Source organism: Pseudomonas sp. Root562, assembly GCF_001427125.1.
Taxonomy (GTDB): domain Bacteria; phylum Pseudomonadota; class Gammaproteobacteria; order Pseudomonadales; family Pseudomonadaceae; genus Aquipseudomonas.
This window is the reverse complement of the sequence record NZ_LMGK01000023.1, coordinates 83,897-107,449: the sequence shown is the minus strand read 5'-3', so window position 1 is coordinate 107,449 and position 23,553 is coordinate 83,897. Positions and strand designations below refer to the sequence as shown.

General features: G+C 57.9%; 15 protein-coding genes. 9 read left to right on the top strand and 6 right to left on the bottom strand.

Translation table 11 applies throughout. From position 1 onward, the window contains the following. The first annotated feature begins 3 nt into the window (after window positions 1–3). The 3 genes from ASD60_RS20055 (at window position 4) to lanM (ending at window position 4,893) form a co-directional block, all read left to right on the top strand. On the top strand, window positions 4–201 hold the full coding sequence (locus tag ASD60_RS20055) for a YbdD/YjiX family protein (RefSeq protein ID WP_007895266.1): 198 nt from the start codon (window positions 4–6) through the stop codon (window positions 199–201). Window positions 202–323: 122 nt separating this feature from the next. Beyond that, window positions 324–1,295, top strand: coding sequence for a GTPase (gene yjiA / locus ASD60_RS20050; RefSeq protein WP_130905854.1), 972 nt, complete (start codon window positions 324–326; stop codon window positions 1,293–1,295). Between the two features lie 523 nt (window positions 1,296–1,818). Further along, window positions 1,819–4,893, top strand: a complete 3,075-nt coding sequence (gene lanM / locus ASD60_RS20045; protein WP_082557626.1) for a type 2 lanthipeptide synthetase LanM — start codon at window positions 1,819–1,821, stop codon at window positions 4,891–4,893. Window positions 4,894–5,010: 117 nt separating this feature from the next. On the opposite strand, the gene glyA is transcribed toward lanM, so the two are convergent. Then, entirely contained in the window at window positions 5,011–6,264 is a 1,254-nt protein-coding gene (glyA, locus tag ASD60_RS20040; protein WP_056855683.1) for a serine hydroxymethyltransferase, read from the bottom strand. Window positions 6,265–6,618: 354 nt separating this feature from the next. Next, on the bottom strand, window positions 6,619–10,467 hold the full coding sequence (locus ASD60_RS20035) for a sensor domain-containing protein (RefSeq protein WP_056855682.1): 3,849 nt from the start codon (window positions 10,465–10,467) through the stop codon (window positions 6,619–6,621). A gap of 285 nt (window positions 10,468–10,752) precedes the next feature. On the opposite strand from ASD60_RS20035, the gene ettA reads away from it, so the two are divergent. Together ettA and gdhA are read left to right on the top strand one after the other, a co-directional pair. Continuing rightward, window positions 10,753–12,417 (top strand): energy-dependent translational throttle protein EttA, encoded by a 1,665-nt coding sequence (gene ettA, locus ASD60_RS20030; protein WP_056855681.1) that lies wholly within the window; start codon window positions 10,753–10,755, stop codon window positions 12,415–12,417. Window positions 12,418–12,786: 369 nt separating this feature from the next. Then, window positions 12,787–14,124, top strand: a complete 1,338-nt coding sequence (gene gdhA, locus ASD60_RS20025) for an NADP-specific glutamate dehydrogenase (RefSeq protein WP_056855680.1) — start codon at window positions 12,787–12,789, stop codon at window positions 14,122–14,124. Here the strand turns inward: gdhA and ASD60_RS20020 are convergent. From ASD60_RS20020 to ASD60_RS20010, 3 genes are all read right to left on the bottom strand, one after another. Next, complete coding sequence (locus ASD60_RS20020) at window positions 14,121–14,615, bottom strand: GreA/GreB family elongation factor (RefSeq protein ID WP_056855679.1); 495 nt, start codon at window positions 14,613–14,615, stop codon at window positions 14,121–14,123. The genes gdhA and ASD60_RS20020 overlap by 4 nt on opposite strands. 75 nt (window positions 14,616–14,690) lie before the next feature. Beyond that, entirely contained in the window at window positions 14,691–16,544 is a 1,854-nt protein-coding gene (locus ASD60_RS20015) for an Lnb N-terminal periplasmic domain-containing protein (protein ID WP_056855678.1), read from the bottom strand. A gap of 96 nt (window positions 16,545–16,640) precedes the next feature. Next, on the bottom strand, window positions 16,641–17,129 hold the full coding sequence (locus tag ASD60_RS20010) for a DUF3015 domain-containing protein (protein ID WP_056855677.1): 489 nt from the start codon (window positions 17,127–17,129) through the stop codon (window positions 16,641–16,643). Between the two features lie 278 nt (window positions 17,130–17,407). On the opposite strand from ASD60_RS20010, the gene ASD60_RS20005 reads away from it, so the two are divergent. Further along, window positions 17,408–19,846: a Lon protease family protein gene (locus ASD60_RS20005; protein WP_056855676.1), complete on the top strand. Its 2,439-nt coding sequence runs from the start codon at window positions 17,408–17,410 to the stop codon at window positions 19,844–19,846. Between the two features lie 321 nt (window positions 19,847–20,167). After that, entirely contained in the window at window positions 20,168–20,509 is a 342-nt protein-coding gene (locus tag ASD60_RS20000) for a PA4575 family protein (RefSeq protein WP_056855675.1), read from the top strand. 6 nt (window positions 20,510–20,515) lie between these two features. Here the strand turns inward: ASD60_RS20000 and ASD60_RS19995 are convergent, their stop codons facing one another. Continuing rightward, complete coding sequence (locus tag ASD60_RS19995; protein ID WP_056855674.1) at window positions 20,516–22,345, bottom strand: hypothetical protein; 1,830 nt, start codon at window positions 22,343–22,345, stop codon at window positions 20,516–20,518. Window positions 22,346–22,514: 169 nt separating this feature from the next. Here ASD60_RS19995 and ASD60_RS19990 point away from each other — a divergent pair, with 169 nt between their 5' ends. Next, on the top strand, window positions 22,515–23,003 hold the full coding sequence (locus ASD60_RS19990; protein ID WP_007970904.1) for a TIGR00645 family protein: 489 nt from the start codon (window positions 22,515–22,517) through the stop codon (window positions 23,001–23,003). A gap of 137 nt (window positions 23,004–23,140) precedes the next feature. After that, window positions 23,141–23,449, top strand: a complete 309-nt coding sequence (locus ASD60_RS19985; protein ID WP_056855673.1) for a DUF6482 family protein — start codon at window positions 23,141–23,143, stop codon at window positions 23,447–23,449. The last annotated feature ends 104 nt before the right edge of the window (window positions 23,450–23,553 follow it).

Here is a 23,553-nt window from a genome sequence, read left to right as displayed (position 1 = left end):
AGCATGTTCAATGACCTGAGTCGCCTCGGTAAATACCTCGGTCAGGCCGCACGCCTGATGGTCGGCATGCCCGACTACGACAACTATGTCGAGCACATGCAAACCAAACACCCGGACAAACCGGTAATGAGCTACGAGATGTTCTTCCGCGAACGTCAGGAAGCCCGTTACGGTGGCAAGGGTGGGCCGAAGTGCTGTTGAAGCACCACGCTTAGGTAACACACCACTGTAGGAGCACGGCTTGCCGGCGATAGCGATCTTCAGGACGCCATCGCTGGCAAGCCAGGCTCCTACAGTTTTTTCAGTGTATGGGAGACCTTCCTTTGCTACCCCCTATCCCGGTAACAATCCTCAGCGGGTTCCTCGGCGCCGGTAAAACCACTTTGCTGCGCCACCTGCTGAAAGCCGAGCACGGCCTTAAAATCGCCGTGATCGAAAACGAATTCAGCGACGCCGGTGTCGATACCCAACTGCTGGGTGACGAGCCGGTACAAGTGATGACGCTGTCCAACGGTTGCGTCTGCTGCACCATCCACACCGACCTGACCAAGGCCCTGTACCTGCTGCTCGAGCGTCTCGACGGCGGCGACATCGTATTCGACCGGCTGGTGATCGAATGCACCGGCCTGGCCGACCCGGCGCCGGTGGCGCAAACCTTCTTCATCGATGAAGAATTGCGAGAACGCTATATCCTCGACGGCATCATCACCCTGGTGGACGCGGCACATGCCGAGACCCACCTGACACAGACCATCGCCCAGGCCCAGATCGGCTTCGCCGACCGCTTGCTGGTGAGCAAGCGCGATCTGGTGGACGAGCCGACCTTTAACGCATTGAGCGAACGGCTGACCCGGATCAATCGTCGGGCTCCGATCCGTGTGGTCGATCACGGCAAGATCGACCTGGCCGAAATGCTCGACGTACGTGGTTTCAATCTCAATGCTGACCTTGGCGGTGGCGTGAGTCTGCGTCCGGTAAGCCAGGCGCCCTCCATCGACCGCATTAGCAGCCTTGTGCTGCGTAGCGACAAGCCGCTGGATATCGACAAGCTCAGCGAGTTCATGAACGAGCTGCTGGAAGACCACGGCAAACAACTGCTGCGCTACAAAGGCGTGTTGAACATCGCTGGCGAACCGCGGCGCATGGTGTTTCAGGGCGTGCTGAAGCTTTACGGTTTCGATTGGGACACCCCATGGGCCGAGGGCGAAGCGCGTGAGAGTGTGATCGTGTTTATTGCCGACGATTTACCGGAAGAAAAGATTCGCGAAGGTTTTGCGCGAGTTGTCTCGGATTAAAAAAGTACGGGCAGTAATGGCGGCAGGGACGCCGGCTCAAATAGGTGTTTTTATTGAAGGCATTTGTTTTATTTGCTATTTGATGGTGCGTGATTTTTTGTGTGTCAGGTTCATAGTGGGTTGAGATTTGTAAGGGGCTGCGTGTCGAGTTTGTTGAATTCCGGGGCGGTGTCATTATTTTATATTGGCTGTTGGATGTAACGAAATATGCGATGTCTTGCTTTACATTTTGTTCTAAATTGCGGCTTTACGTGTTGCGGTCAAGTGCTAAAGTCGCCGTCGTCAATTCAGACAAATGTATATCTCAGGAGAAATCCCATGCAAGAGCAAATTATGGATCTGTCGGGTGAGTTGGATGCCGAGTTCGAAGCGTATGCAAGTTCTGGTCAGGCAGATGTCGGAGGGGAAACAATGTGCACTAATGTGTCTTGTGGAACCCTGCAGTGTACTGTTCTAGGCTGCTGCTAACCGATCTCCATGCAGGGCGGGCACGTCCCGCTCTGCTTGTCTTGGGTGTTTGGCGATGTTGACCGATAATTTGAATATTAATGAGTTGAAAGCAAAAAATACCGTTCCATCCCCTGAAACACTGCGCAAGACAATAGAACTGCTGCACGCGGATGACAAGGCTGTACTGCGATACTTTGGAGTTGATCGACAAGCGCTTATAAAGAATTTGGCATATTATTCATCGGGTGCGTATCGGGGAAGTTGCTGTTTTATTCCGCTGCTTAATGAAAGAGTTGACGATCTTGCCTCGTTGCCTTTCGAAGCGCATGACAGTGATAGCGAAGGGTTTGGTTTTTTTCATGCCTGTTGGTATGTTTATCTGAAACATGTTTTCAAAAGTGACCAAAAATATACGCAAGCTTGTGAATGGATTAATGTCGAAGCCTTCTTGCTCAGCGCTCGCGCAAGTATCATTTCGAATATCAGATACTTGGCCGAAAAATCGCTTGTTCACCAATTGAACAGCCGGATCGCCGAGAGCCCCGAACTGGATCTACAGGCATTCAACCGAGAGTTCTCAGAAGGCGCCTTAGTGCCGTTCCTGGCTGCCTACCCGGTATTGACCGATCTGTTGTTTCAGCGAATCGACGACACTGTGGCTTATCTTTACAAGGTCATCGATCACTTCAGCCAGGATATCGAACGACTCGTAGCGGCCTTCCCGCTTTCCGACCGACGCATCGACTCCATCGTCCTGGGGCTGGGCGACTTCCACTCCAATGGTGAAACAGTCTGCTTCGTTCAGGTCGGCGACCGATCACTGGTGTACAAACCCCGCAGCAACCGGGAAGCGTTGTTTTACGGGGCATTGCTTGAGCAATTGCGTGCGAGCAGCGGTAATGCGTGCTTTGACGTTTATGCCCCGGTCATGGTGTCGCAGGACGATCATTGCTGGATTGAAAAAATCGAAAACCGGGAATGCGAAAACGTAGGCGATCTGGATATTTTTTTTCAGCGTCTGGGCGCCCAGGTTGCAGTGATCCACGCCTTGAACGGCATCGACTTTCACTACGAAAACATCATTGCCTGCGGCAGCAGTCCGGTCATGATCGATCTGGAGTGTTTGTTCACCCCGTCCATGATTGATTTGAGAACGCCATTGGCGCACAGCCGCGCCCTGTTCAAAACGATCAAGCTCAATGGGCAATCCGTTTTTTCAAGTGGCTTCGTGCCTTACACCCCGGATTCAGACAATGATTACAGCGGTCTTAGCCGCCAGCAGCACTTCACGGGGAAGAGAAAACAGCTGGTTCGCGAGCAACGCTTTTATCGATTGAAATCCGTTGAATTCGACAGTCGGCCGGTCATCCGGCACTTGCCGGTTTTCGCTGGCACGACGCATTCGGTCGCTGATCACCAGGCCGCATTTTTTCTGGGTTTCGAGCGCGCCTACGATGAATTGATGAACACTCGGGAAGCCGTGCTTGAGCTGCTCGCGCAACATGCCGCCTCACTGAAGACTCGCGTCCTGATGAAAAATACGCAGCGCTATGCGGATTTCATCGCGATGATGCTTCATCCGCGTTTTACTCAGTGTCGCGTTCAACAGGAGTTGTTGCTGGCGACCCTGTGGTCAGACTTGCCTGAGACACTCAACGATTATGAGATACCTCGGCATGAAATCAGGGATCTGAAAAAAACCGACGTCCCTTGTTTCACCTTGCCATTGTTATCCAGCCACTTGATCAATGCCCATGGCGAGACTGTTGCTTCCCTGGCGATCGAGAACTCGTTCGACAGTTGCCGCCGCAAGCTGGAGAGTTTCTCGTCAAGCGATAAAGCCTTTCAGAGGCATGTATTGCAGATGTGCCTGTTTCCCGTGGCAAGCGAAGCCTTGCCTATGAACCGCGAACATCAACTTAACGTCGTGCCAGACCTGAGTTCGGCGCAGTATGTGCGTTGTGCGATGAAGATTGCTGAGGCCATCGCAAAGGTGCGTATTGACGGTGAGCAAGGGGATGCAGGCTGGAGGTTCATGGATACGCACCCTCGTACAAGCCGCCATTTCATTTCACCCATGGGCTGCGGTGTATACAACGGCATGGGCGGCCTGGCGATTTTCTACTTGAGCCTGTACCGGATCACCGGTGAATTGCCTTATCTGGAGGATGCCGAACGCATTCTGTGCTCCATGGCCCTGTCCCACGGGCACTTCGCCAGTGAACTGACAGTCAGTGCCTATTTCGGCCTGTCCTCCTACTTATACGTGTTGGTCAATTATCGACTCATGACTGGTCGTCTGACGTACGAGACAAAGGTCGATGAATTGCTGGGCAAACTGGCAGATATCCCGAGCACAGCCGATGAGTTCGATTTCATTCATGGCTGGTGCGGGGCGGTGACTGTACTGGTGAACCTTTATCAGCTTGAACAGCGTGAGACATTGCTCCCCCTGATCGAACGTTTCTCGCAATCGATCCAATCGGCAGTGACGCTGGATAACGGAGTGTTGTTGTTAAAAAACACGGGCAAGCCGCTGTGGACAGGTTTTTCCCATGGTATTTCCGGTGTTCTGTACGCATTGGGCAAGGTGTGGGACGTGACTCGCGATCCGCTGTTGGCTCAGTTGATCGCACAGTACGTACGGGCTGAAAATCGCCTCACTGTCGAGGGGTACTGGCTTGATTTACGTGAAAACGCGAAGTCTTCGTCCACCATCAAGTGGTGTCATGGCGACGCGGGTATTCTGATTGCCCGGCGTTGGTTGATACGTACGATGGGCGGCACGCTGGATGGCGACACCCGGGATTTGCTCGAACAAGACGCCGAGCGTTGTGAGCGCCACCTTTGGGAACAGGGGCTGGGTTCGGGCTACAGTTTGTGTCACGGCGATTTCGGCAATCTCATGTGCTTGCTGAGCGAGTACCGTGACACGGGCAACGCACCGGGCATTGCCAGGGTCATGGGGGCGCTCTCTCAGGTGCTCCATAACTTCCTCGATGAAGACTTCTTGGGGGAGGGCAGTGTCCCGGACCTGGGGCTGATGCTGGGGATTACGGGTGTCGGTCAGGCCCTGCTGAATGCGGTAGAAGGCGGTTTGCCTGATGTGTTATCCATGAAGTTCGCGCAGCCGACAGTCGAGCCTTGAGCGCAAAGGCGTCAGGATCAGCTTGATAAAGAGCGGCGCTGACCAGGTTGATTTGTCGACGAAAAAAAACCGGCCAGTTTCCTGGCCGGTTTTTCAACTGCGGTTCAGCAACGCTGATTAAGCGCCGTACACTGGCAGCTTCTTGCAGATGGCCTTGACCTTCTCACGAACGGCGTCGATCACCGCTTCGTTGGAAAGATCTGCCAGGATGTCGCAGATCCAGCCGGCCAGTTCCTTGCACTCTGCTTCCTTGAAGCCGCGAGTGGTCACTGCCGGAGTGCCGAAGCGCAGGCCGGAGGTGACGAACGGGGAGCGTGGGTCGTTTGGCACGGAGTTCTTGTTCACGGTGATGAACGCTTTGCCCAGCGCGGCGTCGGCGTCTTTACCGGAGATTTCCTGCTTGATCAGCGACAGCAGGAACAGGTGGTTTTCAGTACCGCCGGAAACCACGTCGAAACCGCGCTCGATGAACACGCCGGCCATGGCCTTGGCGTTCTTCACCACTTGTTGCTGGTAAGCCTTGAACTCAGGCTGCAGCGCTTCCTTGAAGCAGATTGCCTTGGCAGCGATCACATGCTCCAGCGGGCCGCCCTGGGCGCCCGGGAATACGGCGGAGTTCAGCTTCTTCTCGATGTCGGCATTGGCGCGAGCCAGGATCAGGCCGCCACGTGGACCACGCAGGGTCTTGTGGGTGGTGGTGGTCACGACGTCAGCGAATGGAACCGGGTTCGGGTAGACGCCCGCGGCAACCAGACCGGCCACGTGGGCCATGTCGACGAACAGGTAGGCACCCACTTTGTCGGCGATTGCACGGAAGCGCGGGAAGTCGAGGATCTGCGAGTAGGCAGAGAAACCGGCCACGATCATTTTCGGCTTGTGCTCGACTGCCAGGCGCTCGACTTCGTCGTAGTCGATCAGGCCGTTGGCATCGATGCCGTACTGGATGGCGTTGTACAGCTTGCCCGAAGACGAAACGCTGGCACCGTGGGTCAAGTGACCGCCGTGGGCCAGGCTCATGCCCAGGATGGTGTCACCGGCCGACAGCAGCGCCAGGTAGACAGCGGCGTTGGCTTGCGAACCGGCGTGCGGTTGAACGTTGGCGTAATCGGCGCCGAACAGTTCTTTGGCGCGGTCGATGGCCAGTTGCTCGACGACGTCGACGTACTCGCAACCACCGTAGTAGCGCTTGCCTGGGTAGCCTTCGGCGTACTTGTTGGTCAGCACCGAGCCTTGAGCTTCCATCACCGCAGGGCTGGTGTAGTTTTCCGAAGCGATCAGCTCAATGTGCTCTTCCTGGCGCTGAGCTTCTTGCTCCATGGCGGCAAAGAGATCGGCGTCGTACTTGGCAATAGTCAAATCACGGCTGAACATGGCGGTCCTCAAGGATCGGGGGCGGAAAAGGGGGGCATTCTAACCCAATGGGTTTTAGATGGCATATGAAACGGCATCATGTCGCAGACAAGTGGGCTTCATGACCGGATATGCGGCACCTGTGCCGGCCCCATCGCTGGCAAGCCAGCTCCCACAGGGTCTTGTGTTGTTGATCGTTCCCACGCTCTGCGTGGGAACGCCTCACTGGACGCTCTGCGTCCGCTTCGCATGTGACGCGGAGCGTCACGGGCTGCATTCCCACGCGGAGCGTGGGAACGATCAATTCACGACCGACACGGACATTGTGGGAGCTGGCTTGCCAGCGATGAGGCCCGGCTGTTTCACCACAACGTCTCAGTCGAACATGAACAGCGCATCATTGCTGAACTGCACTTCAAACTGCCCGGCCGGCATCGGGCGGCCGAACAGGTAGCCTTGAACCTCGTCGCAACCGTGCTCCCTGAGGAAATCCAGCTGCTCATGGGTTTCCACGCCCTCGGCGATCACCGCCAGGTTGAGGCTGTGGGCCATGGCGATGATCGCGCGGGCAATCTGCGCGTCCTGTTCGCCGGATGGCAGGCCGTCGACGAAGGTGCGGTCGATTTTCAGCACGTCGATCGGGAACTGCTTGAGGTAGTTGAGCGATGAATAACCGGTGCCGAAGTCATCGACAGCAATGCTCAGGCCAAGATTTTTCAGGCCGTCGAGAATCTGCATCGCCTCACTGACTTCTCGCATCAGGATACTTTCGGTCAGCTCCAGTTCCAGGCACGCCGGCGGCAAGCCGGTTTCCTTGAGAATGGTGGCGATCCGCATGCCGAGTTGGCCGTCGGAGAATTGCCGCGCGGAAATGTTCACCGACACCTTCGGCACGCGCAATCTGGCCTGATGCCAGGTCTTGAGTTGACGGCAGGCTTCACTGATCACCCAGTCACCCACATCCACCACCAGGCCGAGCTCTTCCAGCACCGGAATGAAGTCCCCTGGCGGTACCAGGCCACGGCGCGGATGGCGCCAGCGCAGCAGGGCCTCGGCGCCGGTCAAACGTTTGCCGTCGCCGCTGAATTGCGGCTGGTAATACAGCACGAATTCATTCTGCTCCAGAGCGTGGCGCAGGTCGCTTTCCAGCTCCAGGCGCTCAAGGGCGCTGGCGTTCATGTCCGCCTGATAGAACTGGAAGTTGTTCTTGCCGCGTTCCTTGGCGTGGTACATCGCCGTGTCGGCGTTCTTCATCAGCTGGCTGAGTTCGTTGCCGTCCTGCGGGCTCAGGGCGATGCCAATACTGGCGGTGACGAAGAATTCGCGGCCTTCGAGCACGAAGGGTTTTACCAGGCTGGCGAGAATCTGTTCCGCTACGTGAATGGCCCGGTTCAAGGCAATTTCACGATTGGCGCGCGGTTGCAGGAGCAGGGTGAACTCATCACCGCCCATGCGCGCCACGGTGTCGTCATCGTCGACGCAACCGAGCAGGCGTGTCGCCATTTCCTTGAGCATGCGGTCGCCGGCGGCGTGGCCCAGGGAATCGTTGATCGGTTTGAAACGGTCCAGGTCGAGGAACATCAGCACCACCCAGGACTTCTGACGTTCGGCCGCTTGCAGCGCCGTGTGCAAGCGGTCCTGGAACAGCGTGCGGTTAGGCAGGTGCGTCAGTGCATCGTAATAAGCGAGGCGATGAATCCGCTGCTCGCTGGCCTTGCGCTCGCTAATGTCGCTGAAGAAGCACACGTAACTGGCGAGGTCGCCTTCGTCGTCCAGCACAGCGGTGATGCCAACCCACGCCGGATAATGCTCACCGTTGCGGCGCCGCAACCAGACTTCGCCTTCCCAGGTGCTGTGCTGATTGAGTTGCATGAGCACATAACGCAGGTGAGCTTCCTGCTGCTCGTCGACGGTCAGCATGTTCGGCAACTGGTCGAGTACTTGTTCCACGGCATAGCCACTGACACGGCTGAAGGCTTCGTTGGCCTGGACGATGTAGCCGGCTGGGTCAGTGATCAGGATCGCCGAGGTCGAATGCTCGAAAACCGTAGCGGCCATGCGCAGGTCCTTTTCGGCGCGACGTTGCTGACTGATATCACGTCCGACACCGAGCACGCCTTCGAAGGCGCCGTGCTCGTCCCAGACCAGCACCAGGCGCAACTCGATCGGGATCTTGCGACCGTCTGCGCGCAGGCAGTCAAACAGGAACAGTTGGGTCTGCACCTGGTTGCGCAACAGTGCCAACTGGTCGGGCTGGTCCAGGGCTTTGCCGACCCGTTCCATCAGGCTGTAGATACCGGTCAGTTGGTGAGGGTTGGCAATGGTCGATTGCCAGCCATTCTGGAAAATCCACTCGGCGTCGTAGCCGAGTACGGCTTGCACCGACGGGCTGACATAATTGAGGGCCATGCGGCTGTCGGTGGAGAAAATCACATCGCTGATGCTTTCCGCGAGCATCCGGTAACGCTGCTCGCTGTCGCGCAGGGACTCGCTGGCTTCGATCTGTTCGGTGACGTCCTTGGCCACGCCGATGATGCGCGTCACCTGGTCATGCTTGTCCCGCGCCAGGGCCTGTTCACGAATGTCGAAGCGCCGCCATTCACCGTCGCGGTGACGAAAGCGCAATTGGCATTGCAACAGTTGGCTGTAACCACCCAGGCGCTGGCTCTGGCGTGAACGGTGGTAGAAGTCGGCATCGTCGGGATGCAGGAGGATCTCCCAGAAATACTCGCCCATCTGCTGCAGTTCAGCGCGGTTGTAGCCCAGCGTCTGGCCCAGATGGTGATTGCTGAAGATCATCCGCTGGCTGATCACGTCCTGCACGTACAAGTGATCGGGCACGGTACGCACCACATCCGACCAGAACCCTTCGCGCTCTTGCAAAGACAGCTCGATGAGCTTGCGGCTGGTGATGTCGGTGATGCTCAGGATTACCGCTTTATAGTCGGCCAGGTCTTGCGGCAGGCGCAGCACCAGCCACAGGTGCTGATCGCGGCCTGTGGCGTCCTGCAGTTTGATCTCCAGTTCCAGCTGCTCCTGCCGGTTGAGGAGCGCTTCGAGCACCTTATTACCGATGGCACTGCCGTCCAGCGGGTTGCCGTCTATCAGCAAGTCCCAGGCCTGTTGGGTGGTGTTGACATTGAGCAGTTGCAGGGCCACCTGGTTGACCTCGGTAATCCGCAGTTCTTGCAGCAATTGCCGACGTTGTTCCGGATCGGCAAGCCAGGTATGCAGTTGCTCGTTACTGTGCAATCGGGCTTTGTCGAATACGTTCTTGAGGCTGGCCACATCGAGCACGCACAGCGCAACACCGGTGCCCTCGAAAATCTCCTGATAGCGGCGCCGGCCTTCATGTAATTGGCGCTGGCGGCGGCGCATGTTCAGTAGAACGATGAACGGCAGCATCGAGAAGGCCAGCCCCAGCAGGCATTTGCCGATAAAGGCGGGCAGCAGTTCTTCGAGCACGCGGTGGCGATCGAACAGGCCGCGCAGTTGCCAGTCGCTGCTGCTCAGGGGAACCGTCAGCACACTGTTGGTCAGGTCGTCCTGGGTCAGCGTGCCTGGATTGACCAGCGGCAGTGATTCATCACGACTGATGATTTGGTGATTGAAGCGGTTTTCCACCAGCCATAATGGCCGGTCACCTGCTTCATTGAGCTTGGTCAAGGTCGTGAAAAACGTTGGTTTCAGGCGCAGGGCCCAATAGCCGCGGGTACTGCCGCTGGCTTGATGCAGCAACAGGTGCACCACCGAGCCATCGATGGCATTGCTGAAGTAATGAGGCTGGGCACGACTGCGCCGGACCAGCTCGGCCAGATAGTCGGCATCTTCGCTGTTGCTGGCGCTGTCATTCAGGATCCTGCCCGAGGGGCTCAGCAAGGCAAGGCTGATCAGATCGGGCAGGGACTTTTGCAGCTTGCGCAGCAACTCCTGCTGTTCGTCGGCTGTTTGCGGCTGTTCGACAATCGGCAGCAGATTGAGGGCGATCCGCGCGTTGAGCGCCATGTTCAGACTGACTTGCGCTGCCAGGTCAGCAGTGTAGTCGATGGTGTACTGGCGCTGGGTTTTCTGGGTTTCGCGCAACTGATCCAGGAGCTGCCAGAACATCAGGGCGAGCAGCATCAGCACCAGTGTCGCGAGCGCGCCTTTGAGGGTGCCGCGCAGGGGCGAGCCGGGCGCCGCAGTGGGGGCACTGGTGATCAGGGACGAAGGGACGTTGGACAAACTTTAATCCTGCGGTTTGGCTGGACTGGCGCGACGTGCACTATAAGCCGGACGCCCGAAGGGCGGCTAGCATGCCTTGAGTTGTGGCAAAGTGCCAGCCCCGCTCGGCTGGACGGCCACCTGTCATTCAGGTAGCTTTGCCGGTTACGCGGGAGCGTTCCAGCTCCTAGAATCAGACTTCTTTCAGCGCGCACGCATTGCCCTCGTCAAGCGTAGAACGCGCACGGTCTGGCCCGGGCATCGCCTGCGCTCCAATCATTCATAGTCACTGACCCAAGGTTCTCCATGGCTCAATACGTATTCACCATGCATCGGCTGGGTAAAGTTGTTCCGCCGAAGCGGGAAATCCTGAAAAACATCTCGTTGTCGTTCTTCCCGGGCGCCAAGATCGGCGTACTCGGCTTAAACGGCTCGGGTAAATCCACGCTGCTGAAAATCATGGCCGGCGTCGACACTGAATTCGACGGCGAAGCTCGTCCGATGCCGGACCTGAATATCGGTTATCTGCCGCAAGAGCCACAACTTGATCCGACCAAGACCGTGCGTGAAGTGGTCGAGGAAGCGGTCAGCGTGATCAAGGACGCCCAGGCACGCCTGGACGAGGTCTATGCGGCCTACGCCGATCCGGATGCCGACTTCGACAAACTGGCCGCTGAACAGGCCAAGCTCGAAGCGATCCTGCAGGCCAGCGACGGCCACAACCTCGAGCGTCAGCTGGAAGTCGCCGCCGATGCGCTGCGTCTGCCGGCCTGGGATGCCAGGGTCGAACACCTCTCCGGTGGTGAAAAGCGCCGTGTGGCCCTGTGCCGTCTGCTGCTGTCCGCGCCGGACATGCTGCTGCTCGACGAACCGACCAACCACCTGGATGCCGATTCCGTCGCCTGGCTGGAGCACTTCCTGCACGACTTCCCGGGCACCGTGGTCGCGATCACGCACGACCGTTACTTCCTCGACAACGTCGCGGGCTGGATCCTGGAACTCGACCGCGGCGCGGGCATTCCTTATGAGGGCAACTATTCGGGTTGGCTGGAAGCCAAGTCCGATCGTCTGGCCCAGGAATCCAAGCAGCAGTCGGCTCACGAAAAAGCCATGAAGGAAGAACTGGAATGGGTGCGCAAAGGCGCCAAGGCCCGCCAGTCGAAATCCAAGGCTCGTCTGCAACGCTTCGAAGAAATGCAATCGCAGGAATTCCAGAAGCGCAGCGAAACCAACGAGATCTACATCCCGGCCGGTCCACGCCTGGGCGACAAGGTCATCGAGTTCAAGAACGTTACCAAGGGTTATGGCGATCGCGTGCTGATCGACAACCTGTCGTTCTCCATGCCTAAAGGCGCCATTGTTGGCGTGATCGGCGGTAACGGTGCTGGTAAATCCACCCTGTTCCGCATGCTGATGGGCAAGGAAACTCCGGATTCGGGCAGCATCGAAGTCGGTGAAACCGTGCAACTGGCTTGTGTCGACCAGAGCCGCGAAGACCTGGACGGCAGCAAGACCGTCTTCCAGCAGATCTCCGACGGTTCCGACCAGATCCGCATCGGCAACTACGAGATCCCGTCGCGTACCTATGTCGGTCGCTTCAACTTCAAGGGCGGCGACCAGCAGAAGTTCGTCAAGGACCTGTCCGGTGGTGAGCGTGGTCGCTTGCACCTGGCGCTGACCCTGAAGGAGGGCGGCAACGTCCTGCTGCTCGACGAACCGTCCAACGACCTCGACGTTGAAACCCTGCGTTCCCTGGAAGAAGCCCTGCTGGACTTCCCGGGCGCCGCCATTGTGATCTCTCACGATCGGTGGTTCCTGGACCGCGTCGCGACGCACATCCTGGCGTACGAAGACGATTCCCAAGCGGTGTTCTTCGAAGGTAACTACACCGAATACGAAGCCGATCGTAAAAAGCGTCTCGGCGAAGCGGCTGCCCAGCCGCATCGTGTACGGCACAAGAAACTGGCCTGATTGGGTTGGTTGCATAAAGAGCGGAGCCTTCGGGCTCCGTTTTTTTTTGCCCGGTTTTTTTCAGGAATACTGCGGTGAATTCATCGCTGGCAAGCCAGCTCCCACAGGATTTTTGTCATGCCCGGAAATGTAGTCACCGCTGACACTGTGGGAGCTGGCTTGCCAGCGATGGCGATATAACTGTTGGTGCATAATTTGAGTCTGATCTCACCATTCAAGTGCAAAATAGGGCTAAAAACCGGTCTGATTTATATCCTGTGCACCATTTAATTTCATAAAAGCGACATTTTGCTCTGTTCCTGTGCGCGATCCGTTTGTTAAAGTCCGGCGCAATCTCTCCCAACGACAATAAATTTGCCGAGACTCTTCATGATCGAATCCGTCGAATCTTTCCTGGCGCGCCTGAAAAAACGCGACCCGGATCAACCCGAATTTCACCAGGCTGTCGAAGAAGTCCTGCGCAGCCTGTGGCCGTTTCTCGAAGCCAATCCGCATTATCTGACCTCGGGCATTCTGGAACGCATCTGTGAACCGGAGCGGGCAGTCGTGTTTCGGGTTTCCTGGGTCGATGATCATGGCAAGGTGCAGGTCAACCGTGGCTTCCGCATCCAGATGAACAGTGCCATCGGTCCGTACAAGGGCGGTTTGCGCTTCCATCCTTCGGTTAACCTCGGCGTGCTGAAATTCCTCGCCTTCGAGCAGACCTTCAAGAACTCGCTGACGTCGCTGCCCATGGGCGGTGGCAAGGGCGGTTCGGACTTCGACCCCAAAGGCAAAAGCGATGCCGAAGTCATGCGCTTCTGCCAGGCCTTCATGAGCGAGCTGTACCGGCACATCGGCGCCGACGTTGACGTGCCGGCCGGAGACATCGGCGTCGGTGCCCGCGAGATCGGTTTCCTGTTCGGTCAGTACAAGCGCTTGAGCAACCAGTTCACCAGCGTGCTGACCGGTAAAGGTCCAAGCTACGGCGGCAGCCTGATCCGCCCGGAAGCGACGGGTTTCGGTTGCGTGTACTTTGCCGAGGAAATGCTCAAGCGTCGCGAGCAAACCGTCGAGGGCAAGCGTGTGGCGATTTCCGGTTCCGGCAACGTCGCCCAATACGCTGCGCGCAAGGTCATGGACCTGGGTGGCAAGGTGATCTCGCTGTCGGATTCCGAAGGCACGCTGTACTGCGAAAGCGGTTTGACCGAAGAGCAATGGAGCGCGGTGCTGGAGCTGAAAAACGTCCAGCGCGGGCGCATCAGCGAATTGGCCGGCCGTTTTGGTCTTGAGTTCCTTGCCGGGCAACACCCGTGGGGGCTGAGGTGCGATATCGCGCTGCCTTGCGCCACGCAAAACGAACTGGATGCCGAGGCGGCTCGCGCTCTGCTGCGCAATGGCTGCATCTGCGTGGCCGAGGGCGCGAACATGCCAACCACGCTGGAAGCAGTGGACCTGTTCATCGAGGCGGGGATCCTGTTCGCCCCGGGCAAGGCGTCCAATGCCGGTGGCGTTGCCGTCAGCGGTCTGGAGATGTCGCAGAACGCCATGCGTCTGCTGTGGACCGGCGGTGAGGTGGACAGCAAGCTGCACGCGATCATGCAGTCGATCCACCACGCCTGTGTGCATTACGGCGAAGAGAACGGTCAGGTCAATTACGTCAAGGGCGCGAACATCGCCGGCTTCGTCAAAGTCGCCGATGCGATGCTTGCTCAGGGTGTGGTTTAAGCCGGTTCGATGCGGATCACTGCAATCACTTGATCACCGGCCGGGCGTTGCCACAGCACCTCGTCACCGAGTTGTGCGCCGAGCAACGCCCGACCCAGTGGCGAGCCCCAATTGATCAGGCCATGGGCAGCATCGGCCTGATCTTCGCCCACCAATTGCACCCGGTGTTCGCTGTCATGCTCATCGGCGTAGGTCACCCAGCTGCCGATCTGCACTTTTTCGGTTGAAGTGGCGACAGCTACAACCTGTGCGCTGCTCAATCGCTGCTTGAAGTAGCGCAGGTCCCGTTCGAGGTCGACCAGGCGTTGTTTGTCGGTCTGGTCGATCCTGGCCGATTGTTCGGCATGCAGCGCTTGCAGCTCGGCGACTTTTCCCTGCAACAACTTCAACCCTTGCGGCGTGACGTAGTTGGGTTGCGCACTGACCTGCCGTTCAACTGGCTGATCGGCTTGCGCGGCGGCGTTATCTTCATTGACGAAGGCGCGACTCATGGTTTTCTCCCGTTATAGGGTTTGGGCCATGGTTGCTGGCATTTGGTTTCTTTGAATGTCTGAAAGCGACTCAAATCAGTAGTGATACCACTTCATTTCAAGCATCACTTCGTTCTCTGGCGAAGCCAGGTGGCTGAATTCGCGCTGGGCGCTCAGGCGCAGGCCCAGGTTGCGCGATAGCTCCCATTGCTGGTTCAAGCTGATGGAGCGGCGCACTTCGCCATTGGTGAAGAAATCGCCCCTGGTCTCAAGGCTCAAGTTACCCAGCGGGTTTTTCCAGAGCAGGCCGGTGTTGAAACCTGCTGCCGGAGAAATGAATTCGGCGAAGTCATTGTTGTGCTCCACCCGCACAGTGCCCAAGGCAAAGCCGAGCATGTCGTCGGCCAGTTGCCAGGTGCCGCCGCCACCGCCATTGACGTGGCTGACCAGGGTTTCATCGTCATGCTTGCCCGGCACCCGTTCCAGGCCGCCGGTCACTTGCCACGACAGCGGTTGCAGCAACTCGTTGCGCGGGGTCAGGGAGCGGATGGTCGCCAGGTCCAGTTGCTGCACCTGCCAATCATTGCCTTCGTATTGGCGCAGCTTCAGTTGCAGGATTTCGATCTGCGCGCCAAGGGGGAAGCTTTCCGAGTTGTCGTTGAGGTCGTGATAGGCCATGCGCAAACCGTATTCGCCAAAGGCGCGGTCGCCACGGGTACCTAGACCGGCCTGCCACGTGCGGGATTCATGACCATCCTCTGGCAGGCCGGGTTGCGGGATGTCCAGTTCCGGTGCCGGGTTCTGGTTGATCGCCCGCAGCAGTTCGAAGCTGCGCTGTGCCCGCTGCGGATCGCGTTCCTGGCCGTTGGCGCGATAGCGTTCAAGACGATAGGCCGCGTCGATGATCAGTGCCTGGCGCGCGCGAGGCTGGGCCTTGAACGCCGGGGTTTGCAGTTGCTTCTGGTCGGCGCTGACTTTCAGCACCCATTGTTGTTCTTCATCGGACAACGGCTCGGCGCGGCTCAACAACTCCCGTTCGCGGGATGGACGATACTCGATCGACTCGACCAGCCCTGCGTCTTTCACCGCTTTGACGGTGTCGGTGGGAATGGCGGTCAGAGGGAATTGTTCGGTCAGGCGCAGGCTCGGGCGGGCCACTTGCAACAGTTCCAGCAGGCGATAGGAGCAGTTTTCGTCGAAGAAGAAGTAGTCGAACTTGATCTGCTTCAACTCCCAGACATGCTCGACCATGCGCGCGGTTTCCTGCTGGGTCAGGTTGAGCCGGTATTCCCACAGGTCGCGGTTTTCCAGGCTGCGGTATTCCGAGAGTTTTTCCTGATACGGCACCAGGGCAAACAACCCCGGGTAACCGCCCATCAAGCCTTTCCAGGCATAGAGAATGCTGTTGTCCGAACCTTCGATGTACGCACCGAAGTTGATTGCGTAGCTGAGCAGCGAAGTCTTGTCGCTTTGCACATCCGCCTGATCGATACGCAACAGGGTGTGGCCGAACATCGAGGAAGGGCTGTTCAAATACGCCGCGGGGAAGATCATTACCGCGCTGTGGGGCGAGACATCCTTGAACCATTGCTTGAATTCGGCGCAGTCCAGGACTGGCAGATCTGTCAGGTTGAGCTGTGTTTTGAGCCAACGGGTGCGCGCCGGATAAACGCATTGAGCGTGCTGCTCGCCCGCGCTGGCGGGCGCGTACAGCGCTTGCACGGTGGCCGCCAGTTCACGGTCCGGGTGTGCGTTGCCATCGGCGGCAAGGAAGAACTTCGGATCGCTGACATAGCTGCGCCAGCCGCCGAGCTTGGCGGTTTCGTAATGGCCCAGTGAAATCCAGAAAGGGTCGTTGGCCAGTTGCTGCAAACGTTGATTGTCGATAACGGGCGCGGCGGACAGCGGGGCGCAGACACAGAGCGCCAGCCAGGCAAGGCGTTTGAGCATAGTCGGCAACTTAAACAGGAAAAAACAAAGACCCCGAAGAAGGGCAGGTCGAAAAAATAAAAGCCCGCTCTCCGAAGAGAAACGGGCTGATCGAGCTTAAGCCTGAGTAGCGTACTTGGCCAGACGAGGATCGCTCTTCAGCACGGCCAGGGTGTTGGTATGCACATCTTCTGCAGTCACGTCAGCCTTGCTGAAGATCTGCTGGAAGTGCTGGTGAGTGACGGCGGCGAAGTGCGCACGGTCTTCCGGCGCCACGCCCAGTACCACGGCGTAAGTAGTCAGCGCTTCGCCCTGACCCTTGGCCATGTCTTCGGACAGCTCGTTCATCATGCCATTCATGGCAAACCAGGATTTGCCGCCATAGGTCAGCGACGCGTTGGTGGAGCAACCGTTGGTACCGGAAGTCATACCGAAGGTTGCGTTGCCGGAAGTGCCGTTGGTGGTGGATGCCAGGAAGTGAGCCGGGGTGCCACGCTGACCTTCGAACAGCATGTTGCCCCAACCGCAATCCGGGCCGCCTGGCGCCTGAGCCATGGCGTTGATGGATACAGCGGTGAAGAGAGTACCGAGAAGAATCCGTTTCATAGCTTTGTTCTCTTTATGTGCATACCAATGGACAAGGGGTCTGACGGCGTTCCGACGTCAGTTGGGCCGGTTATAAGTCCAGCCGCGCAGTTTGGAGTTTAGGCACGATCGCGCAGTTCCGTGATTTTTTGCAAAACATTCGTTGAAAACAGTGATTTGACGCAAGCTCATCGGGGCGCAGCGACTTGTCTATGCTTTGGCCGCAGGCGCTCCTTGCCAGTCAGGCACAGGCAGCGCCAGAATGCCGCTATCTGCCCCGCCTGATGTAAGGAAGCCCGATGCCTGATCCTGTTGCTGCCAGCTTGCGTCTAGCGCCCGAAGCGCTGACCCGTCCGTTTTCCGCTGAACAGTTCAGCTTCTCTACCACCAATGATCTGGAGCCCTTTCGCGGTGTGCTTGGCCAGGAACGTGCGGTCGAAGCCTTGCAGTTCGGTGTGGCCATGCCACGCCCCGGTTACAACGTGTTCGTCATGGGCGAGCCCGGCACCGGCCGGTTCTCCTTCGTCAAACGCTACCTGAAAGCCGAAGGCAAGCGCCTGCAGACCCCGGCGGACTGGGTCTACGTCAATAATTTCGATGAGCCGCGCGAGCCGCGTGCCCTGGAACTGCCGTCGGGCACCGCCGGTGCCTTCATGGGGGATATCAACGGCTTGATCGATAACCTGCTGGCGACTTTTCCAGCGGTGTTCGAACACCCGTCCTACCAGCAGAAAAAAAGCGCCATCGACCGCGCCTTCAACCAGCGCTATGACAAGGCGCTGGACGTGATCGAGCGCCTGGCCCTGGAAAAGGAAGTCGCGCTGTACCGCGATGCCAGCAACATCGCCTTCACACCGATGAGCGAAGGCAAGGCGTTGGACGAAGCGGAGTTCGCGCAGTTGCCGGAAGCCGAACGCGATCGATTCCACGACGACATCTCGGCTTTGGAGGAGCGCTTGAACGAAGAGCTCGCCAGCCTGCCGCAATGGAAGCGTGAATCGAGCAATCAACTGCGCCACCTCAACGAAGAAACCATCACCCTGGCCCTGCAGCCGCTGCTGTCGCCGTTGTCGGAGAAGTACGCCGAGAACGCCGCCGTGTGCGGGTATTTGCAAGCGATGCAGGTGTATCTGCTCAAGACCGTGGTCGAGCAATTGGTAGACGACAGCAAGACCGACGCCGTCGCCCGCAAATTGCTCGAGGAACAATACGCACCGAGCCTGGTGGTCGGCCATTCGGCCAGTGGCGGCGCGCCCGTGGTGTTTGAACCGCACCCGACCTACGAAAACCTGTTCGGCCGCATTGAATACAGCACCGATCAGGGCGCGCTGTACACCACCTATCGGCAATTACGCCCGGGTGCACTGCATCGCGCCAATGGCGGTTTCCTGATTCTCGAAGCGGAAAAAATGCTCAGCGAGCCTTTCGTGTGGGATGCGCTGAAGCGAGCCCTGCAATCGCGCAAACTGAAAATGGAATCGCCGCTGGGCGAAATGGGCCGTTTCGCCACTGTCACGCTGAACCCGCAGCACATTCCTTTGCAGGTCAAAGTCGTCATCATTGGTGCCCGTTCGCTGTATTACACGCTGCAGGACCTCGATCCGGACTTCCAGGAAATGTTCCGCGTGCTGGTGGACTTCGACGAAGACATCCCGATGGTCGACGAGAGCCTGGAACAGTTCGCCCAGTTGCTCAAAACCCGCACTTCCGAGGAAGGCATGGCGCCGCTGACCGCCGATGCGGTTGCACGTCTGGCGACCTACAGTGCGCGTCTGGCCGAGCATCAGGGGCGCTTGTCGGCGCGTATTGGTGATTTGTTCCAATTGGTCAGCGAGGCGGATTTCATTCGCCATCTGGCTGGCGATGAAATGACCGACGCCGGGCACATCGAACGTGCGCTCAAAGCCAAGGCTACCCGCACCGGGCGCGTGTCAGCGCGGATTCTCGATGACATGCTGGCGGGGATCATCCTGATCGATACCGATGGCGCGGCTGTCGGCAAGTGCAACGGCTTGACGGTGCTGGAGGTCGGCGATTCGGCCTTCGGCGTGCCGGCGCGGATTTCCGCCACGGTGTACCCGGGGGGCAGCGGCATCGTCGACATCGAGCGCGAGGTCAACCTCGGCCAGCCCATTCACTCCAAAGGCGTGATGATCCTCACCGGATACCTGGGCAGCCGTTACGCCCAGGAATTCCCGTTGGCCATTTCCGCCAGTATCGCCCTTGAGCAGTCCTACGGTTATGTGGATGGCGACAGCGCTTCACTCGGTGAGGCATGCACACTGATTTCGGCCTTGTCGAAAACCCCACTCAAGCAGTGCTTTGCGATTACCGGTTCGATCAACCAGTTCGGTGAAGTACAGGCAGTGGGAGGAGTCAACGAGAAGATCGAAGGCTTCTTCCGTCTGTGCGAAGCCCGCGGGTTGACGGGCGAGCAGGGGGCGATCATTCCCCAGGCCAACGTCGCCACGCTGATGCTGGATGAAAAAGTGCTGGCGGCGGTGCGCGCCGGGCAATTCCACGTTTATGCGGTACGCCAGGCCGATGAGGCGTTGAGCCTGCTGGTGGGTGAGCCTGCGGGTGAGCCGGACGAGAATGGCGAATTCCCTGAAGGCAGCGTCAACGCGCGGGTGGTGGAGCGCTTGCGGGTCATCGCGGAGATGATCAACGAGGACGACCTGAAGGAAGCCGAGAAGGAAATGGCGATCGAGGCGTTGGTGGAGGCCAAACCGGCTTGATGCAAGCCTGAACTTCGCACCGATCCACTGTAGGAGCGAGCCTGCTCGCGAAAGCGGACTGACATTCAACATTATGTTGTTTGGCACACCGCCATCGCGAGCAGGCTCGCTTCTGCATTTTTACACGGTGTATTCAACAAAAAAACGCCATCACTCTGGCGTCAATATTCACACTATGACCATTCGGCGCCTTCTGGTGTCGATTGGTCTGCAACTCGTTCTTTTCTTCTATTCTCTGCTCAAGGACAAGGACAGTAATCACTGGATCGAAACAGCCTTTCCCATGAGGGCTGAATACCGGATCGACCGAGGGTCGCCGCCATGTCGCGCAACCTCTGCCTCACTCGTCAATGCCTGGGTCTCGTGACCCGTATCGAATGCGCCATCAAGCCGCTGGCCGGGGATACGGGGATGTGGACCTTGCTCTTCGCCGCCGGAATGGCTGGCGAGCAACCTTCAGCCATCAAAGCCCAAGGCCCGTTCCATGGCCCCTTTGCGGCTGAAACCATCCTCGACACCATTGTTGAAAGCCTGACACTGCACGGCTATGAGCTGGCCGATGATCCGCAAATCTGGTGCCTGCATCTGCAAGCCCAGCTGCGGGAAATCAATGGCGGCCGCTGCCGTAACGTGGGTGGCTTCGAATTTCGTCCCGAACACTGACTTCTGCTATTCGGGCAGTTTGCTCAAGTCGGCCTTGTCGAGTCTGACCTCGAAACCGTAGGGCACGGTGGCGAGGTCAGTTCGTTGATAGGTCTCCAGGCGTGTGGGCTGCCCATAGAAGTAATGCACGGCAAACAGCGCCGGCCCTTCTGCGCTCGCGAGATGATTGACCGCTAGAATTTCCTTGAGGTAATTGCCGCTCTCATCCTTGGTGAAAAAGCGCCAGTCCTGTTCGGGAAATTTCTTGAGATCCACCACTAGCGTATTGCCTTTGAACTCCAGCCCCTTGGGCAATTGATGGGCATCGAAGGTCTTTTTGTCGATGGTCGCAAGAAACAACGGTATGGAGCCCACCACATAAGCCGGTGTTTCCGGGAACAGGTTCAGATCGTAGGTGATGCTGCCGCGTAATGGGTCGACCTGATAGGCCTGCGGTGGCAATTCAATGGGTTCATCTCGTTTGCCACGGCTGTCCTCGGTGAAGAAACTGACCGGGCTTTCACCGGGGTTGAATGACGTCCCCAGCAACTCGTCATTGAAGCTTCTCAAGTGATTGAATTCGATTCGCGCGGCGCTGGGGTCTTCGACCGATTGGCTGATGCTCACACCTTTTTTCAGTTGTTCCTCAGTCAGCGTTGCCCCCTTGAGCCATGTCGAGGCCTGGTCGTCATATACCACCACCGGCAGGTTCAGCGGTTGGATGGCCTTGTCCGTGGTGCTGCGGTCGAAACGGCGTACCGGCAGGTTCAAGTCCTTGCGGGTCACCGTGGCGCTCGAGAAGTCCAGCAGGCTGACTTCGAGGGTTTCGATGGGACCGTTGAAATACACTTTTGAATAACGGTGGGTTTGTTGTTTCTCGAAGTTGCGTTGCTCATCATCGAGTTGTTTTTCCAGCGCCTCGCTCCAGACCTTTTGTTGCTGCATCTTCGCCAGCTGCTTTTGGTAGAAGGCGATTTGTGTAGCGGTTTCGTTGATTGAGCCAGAGCGTGAGAGAAATTGCCCGGTGGCGTCCCGGGCCTGGACGATCAATGGGTTCAGCGGGGTTTCCCCGATCTCGGGGGCTTGTGGCGCACTGTTGCTGAACTCGACTTCGGCATAGTTGGTGCCCAGCTTGATCAAGGTGACGCTCAGGTTGTCATTGGTGCGGGTCTGGCCCTCGTCCTTTTTCGTCAGGTCGAAGCTATAGAGCCGGCGAGGTGCGATGACCTCCACCGTGCCTTGCAGGCTGACCGGCTGAGGCTGATTCTTGATGTCGACGTCGAGCCCGTCGATGAAGGGATAGGCCACCGTCAGGTCATCAGGGTTGGTCAGGTTTGAACTCGACGGACTCAACTGAATGCCGGGATCGGTTTCCGACCATTCCGGCTGAAAGGCTATCACCCGTTTATTGCTCAGGGTCACCGACTGCCATTGCAGCCCATGAGGGAAAATGAAGGCCGCCGGAATACTGAAATTGAAGGGGAATACCGGCTGCAGGTCGGTCAGGTAATCTGAACTGGAATCTTTATGCAGTACGAACAGGCCGTTGATGTAGGTATCGACCAGCGCTTGTGGCGTGGGGTAGTGCTTTAGCACGGCGAGGACGTCTTCGCCGTACTCGGTTTCCAATGGTTTGCTGTCGAGCTTGAGTTGCGCCCGTTCAAGCAACAGCAGCGAACCGCCGAGCTCGGCCACGGCATCCTTGAGTTTCGGATCCTCGATCGCATCCAGCGATTTTTCGAACTGCGCAGTCTTTTCCTCGAGGCTCACCTGGCGTTTCTCTTCGCTGGGCGAACAGCCGCTCAGCAGCACGGCCAGGCAGATTCCGGCACTCGTCAGGGGTAGTCGCACATCCATTTCCAGTCTTCCTGTCCGATATCACGGCAATATCAATGATCTGGACACTAGCAGAAAACGTTGCCACACACCGCGCAGGTGGCAGATTCCCGGTGGTTTATGGCCGCTTCTGAGGAAGGGCAGGTGGCTGTTATACTCGCGTCCATTTTCAGACCACCTGTGAGATTCAATGGAACGCTTTATCGAAAACGCAATGTACGCATCCCGCTGGTTGCTGGCGCCGATCTACTTTGGCTTGTCCCTTGGGTTGTTGGCGCTGGCGCTTAAATTTTTCCAGGAAGTCTTCCACGTCATACCCAATGTATTTTCGATGGCCGAATCGGACCTGATTCTGGTTCTGCTGTCGTTGATCGACATGGCGCTGGTGGGCGGTTTGCTGGTGATGGTGATGATTTCCGGTTACGAAAACTTCGTCTCGCAACTGGACATCGACGACAGCAAGGAAAAGCTCAACTGGCTGGGTACCATGGACTCTTCGTCGCTGAAGATGAAAGTGGCCGCCTCCATCGTGGCCATTTCGTCCATCCACCTGCTGCGCATCTTCATGGACGCCAAAAATGTCGATCCCGAGCATTTGCAGTGGTACGTGATCATCCATATGACCTTCGTCGTGTCAGCGTTCGCCATGGGTTACCTGGATAAAGTGACCAAGCACTGATCACCTGTTGCTGATCGCTGTGCCGCCGCCCGTCTGTTGCAGAAACAGACGGGCGGCGTCGTTTTTGGCTTGTGCTTTGAGGTGCCGAGGCATATGCCTGTAGATGTCTTGGTTCGCCAATGCGTGAGGTGTGTTTCATGAACCTGCAAGAGTTGAATGCTTATGCCGTCGCCGGGAAGGTCGATGAGCTGAACCTGATCTCGCTGGAGGGAGGCATCTATTTGCTGGAGGCACGGATGCATGGCGCGGCGTATCCGTTGAGCGATACCCACGGCCACATGATGCACCTGCGATCAGTGGAGCACGCCCGTGATGTGCTGCGCTCCTTTCCCAAGCTGAACTTCAATCTGGTGCACACTCTGGTGCATGACGAGATGTGCGGGCTGGGTGGCATTGAAGAAAGCCTGAAAGTGCCGATCGAGCAGCGTTCACCGCATCAGGGCTGATGCCCCTGATCAACGCTATGGCAACTGTGCTAGTCTGCTGGCCCTTTTGGTTCCGGGCGTTCCGGGACGCGCTGTGCACGCACGGCAAGTTCCCGGGCCGTCCG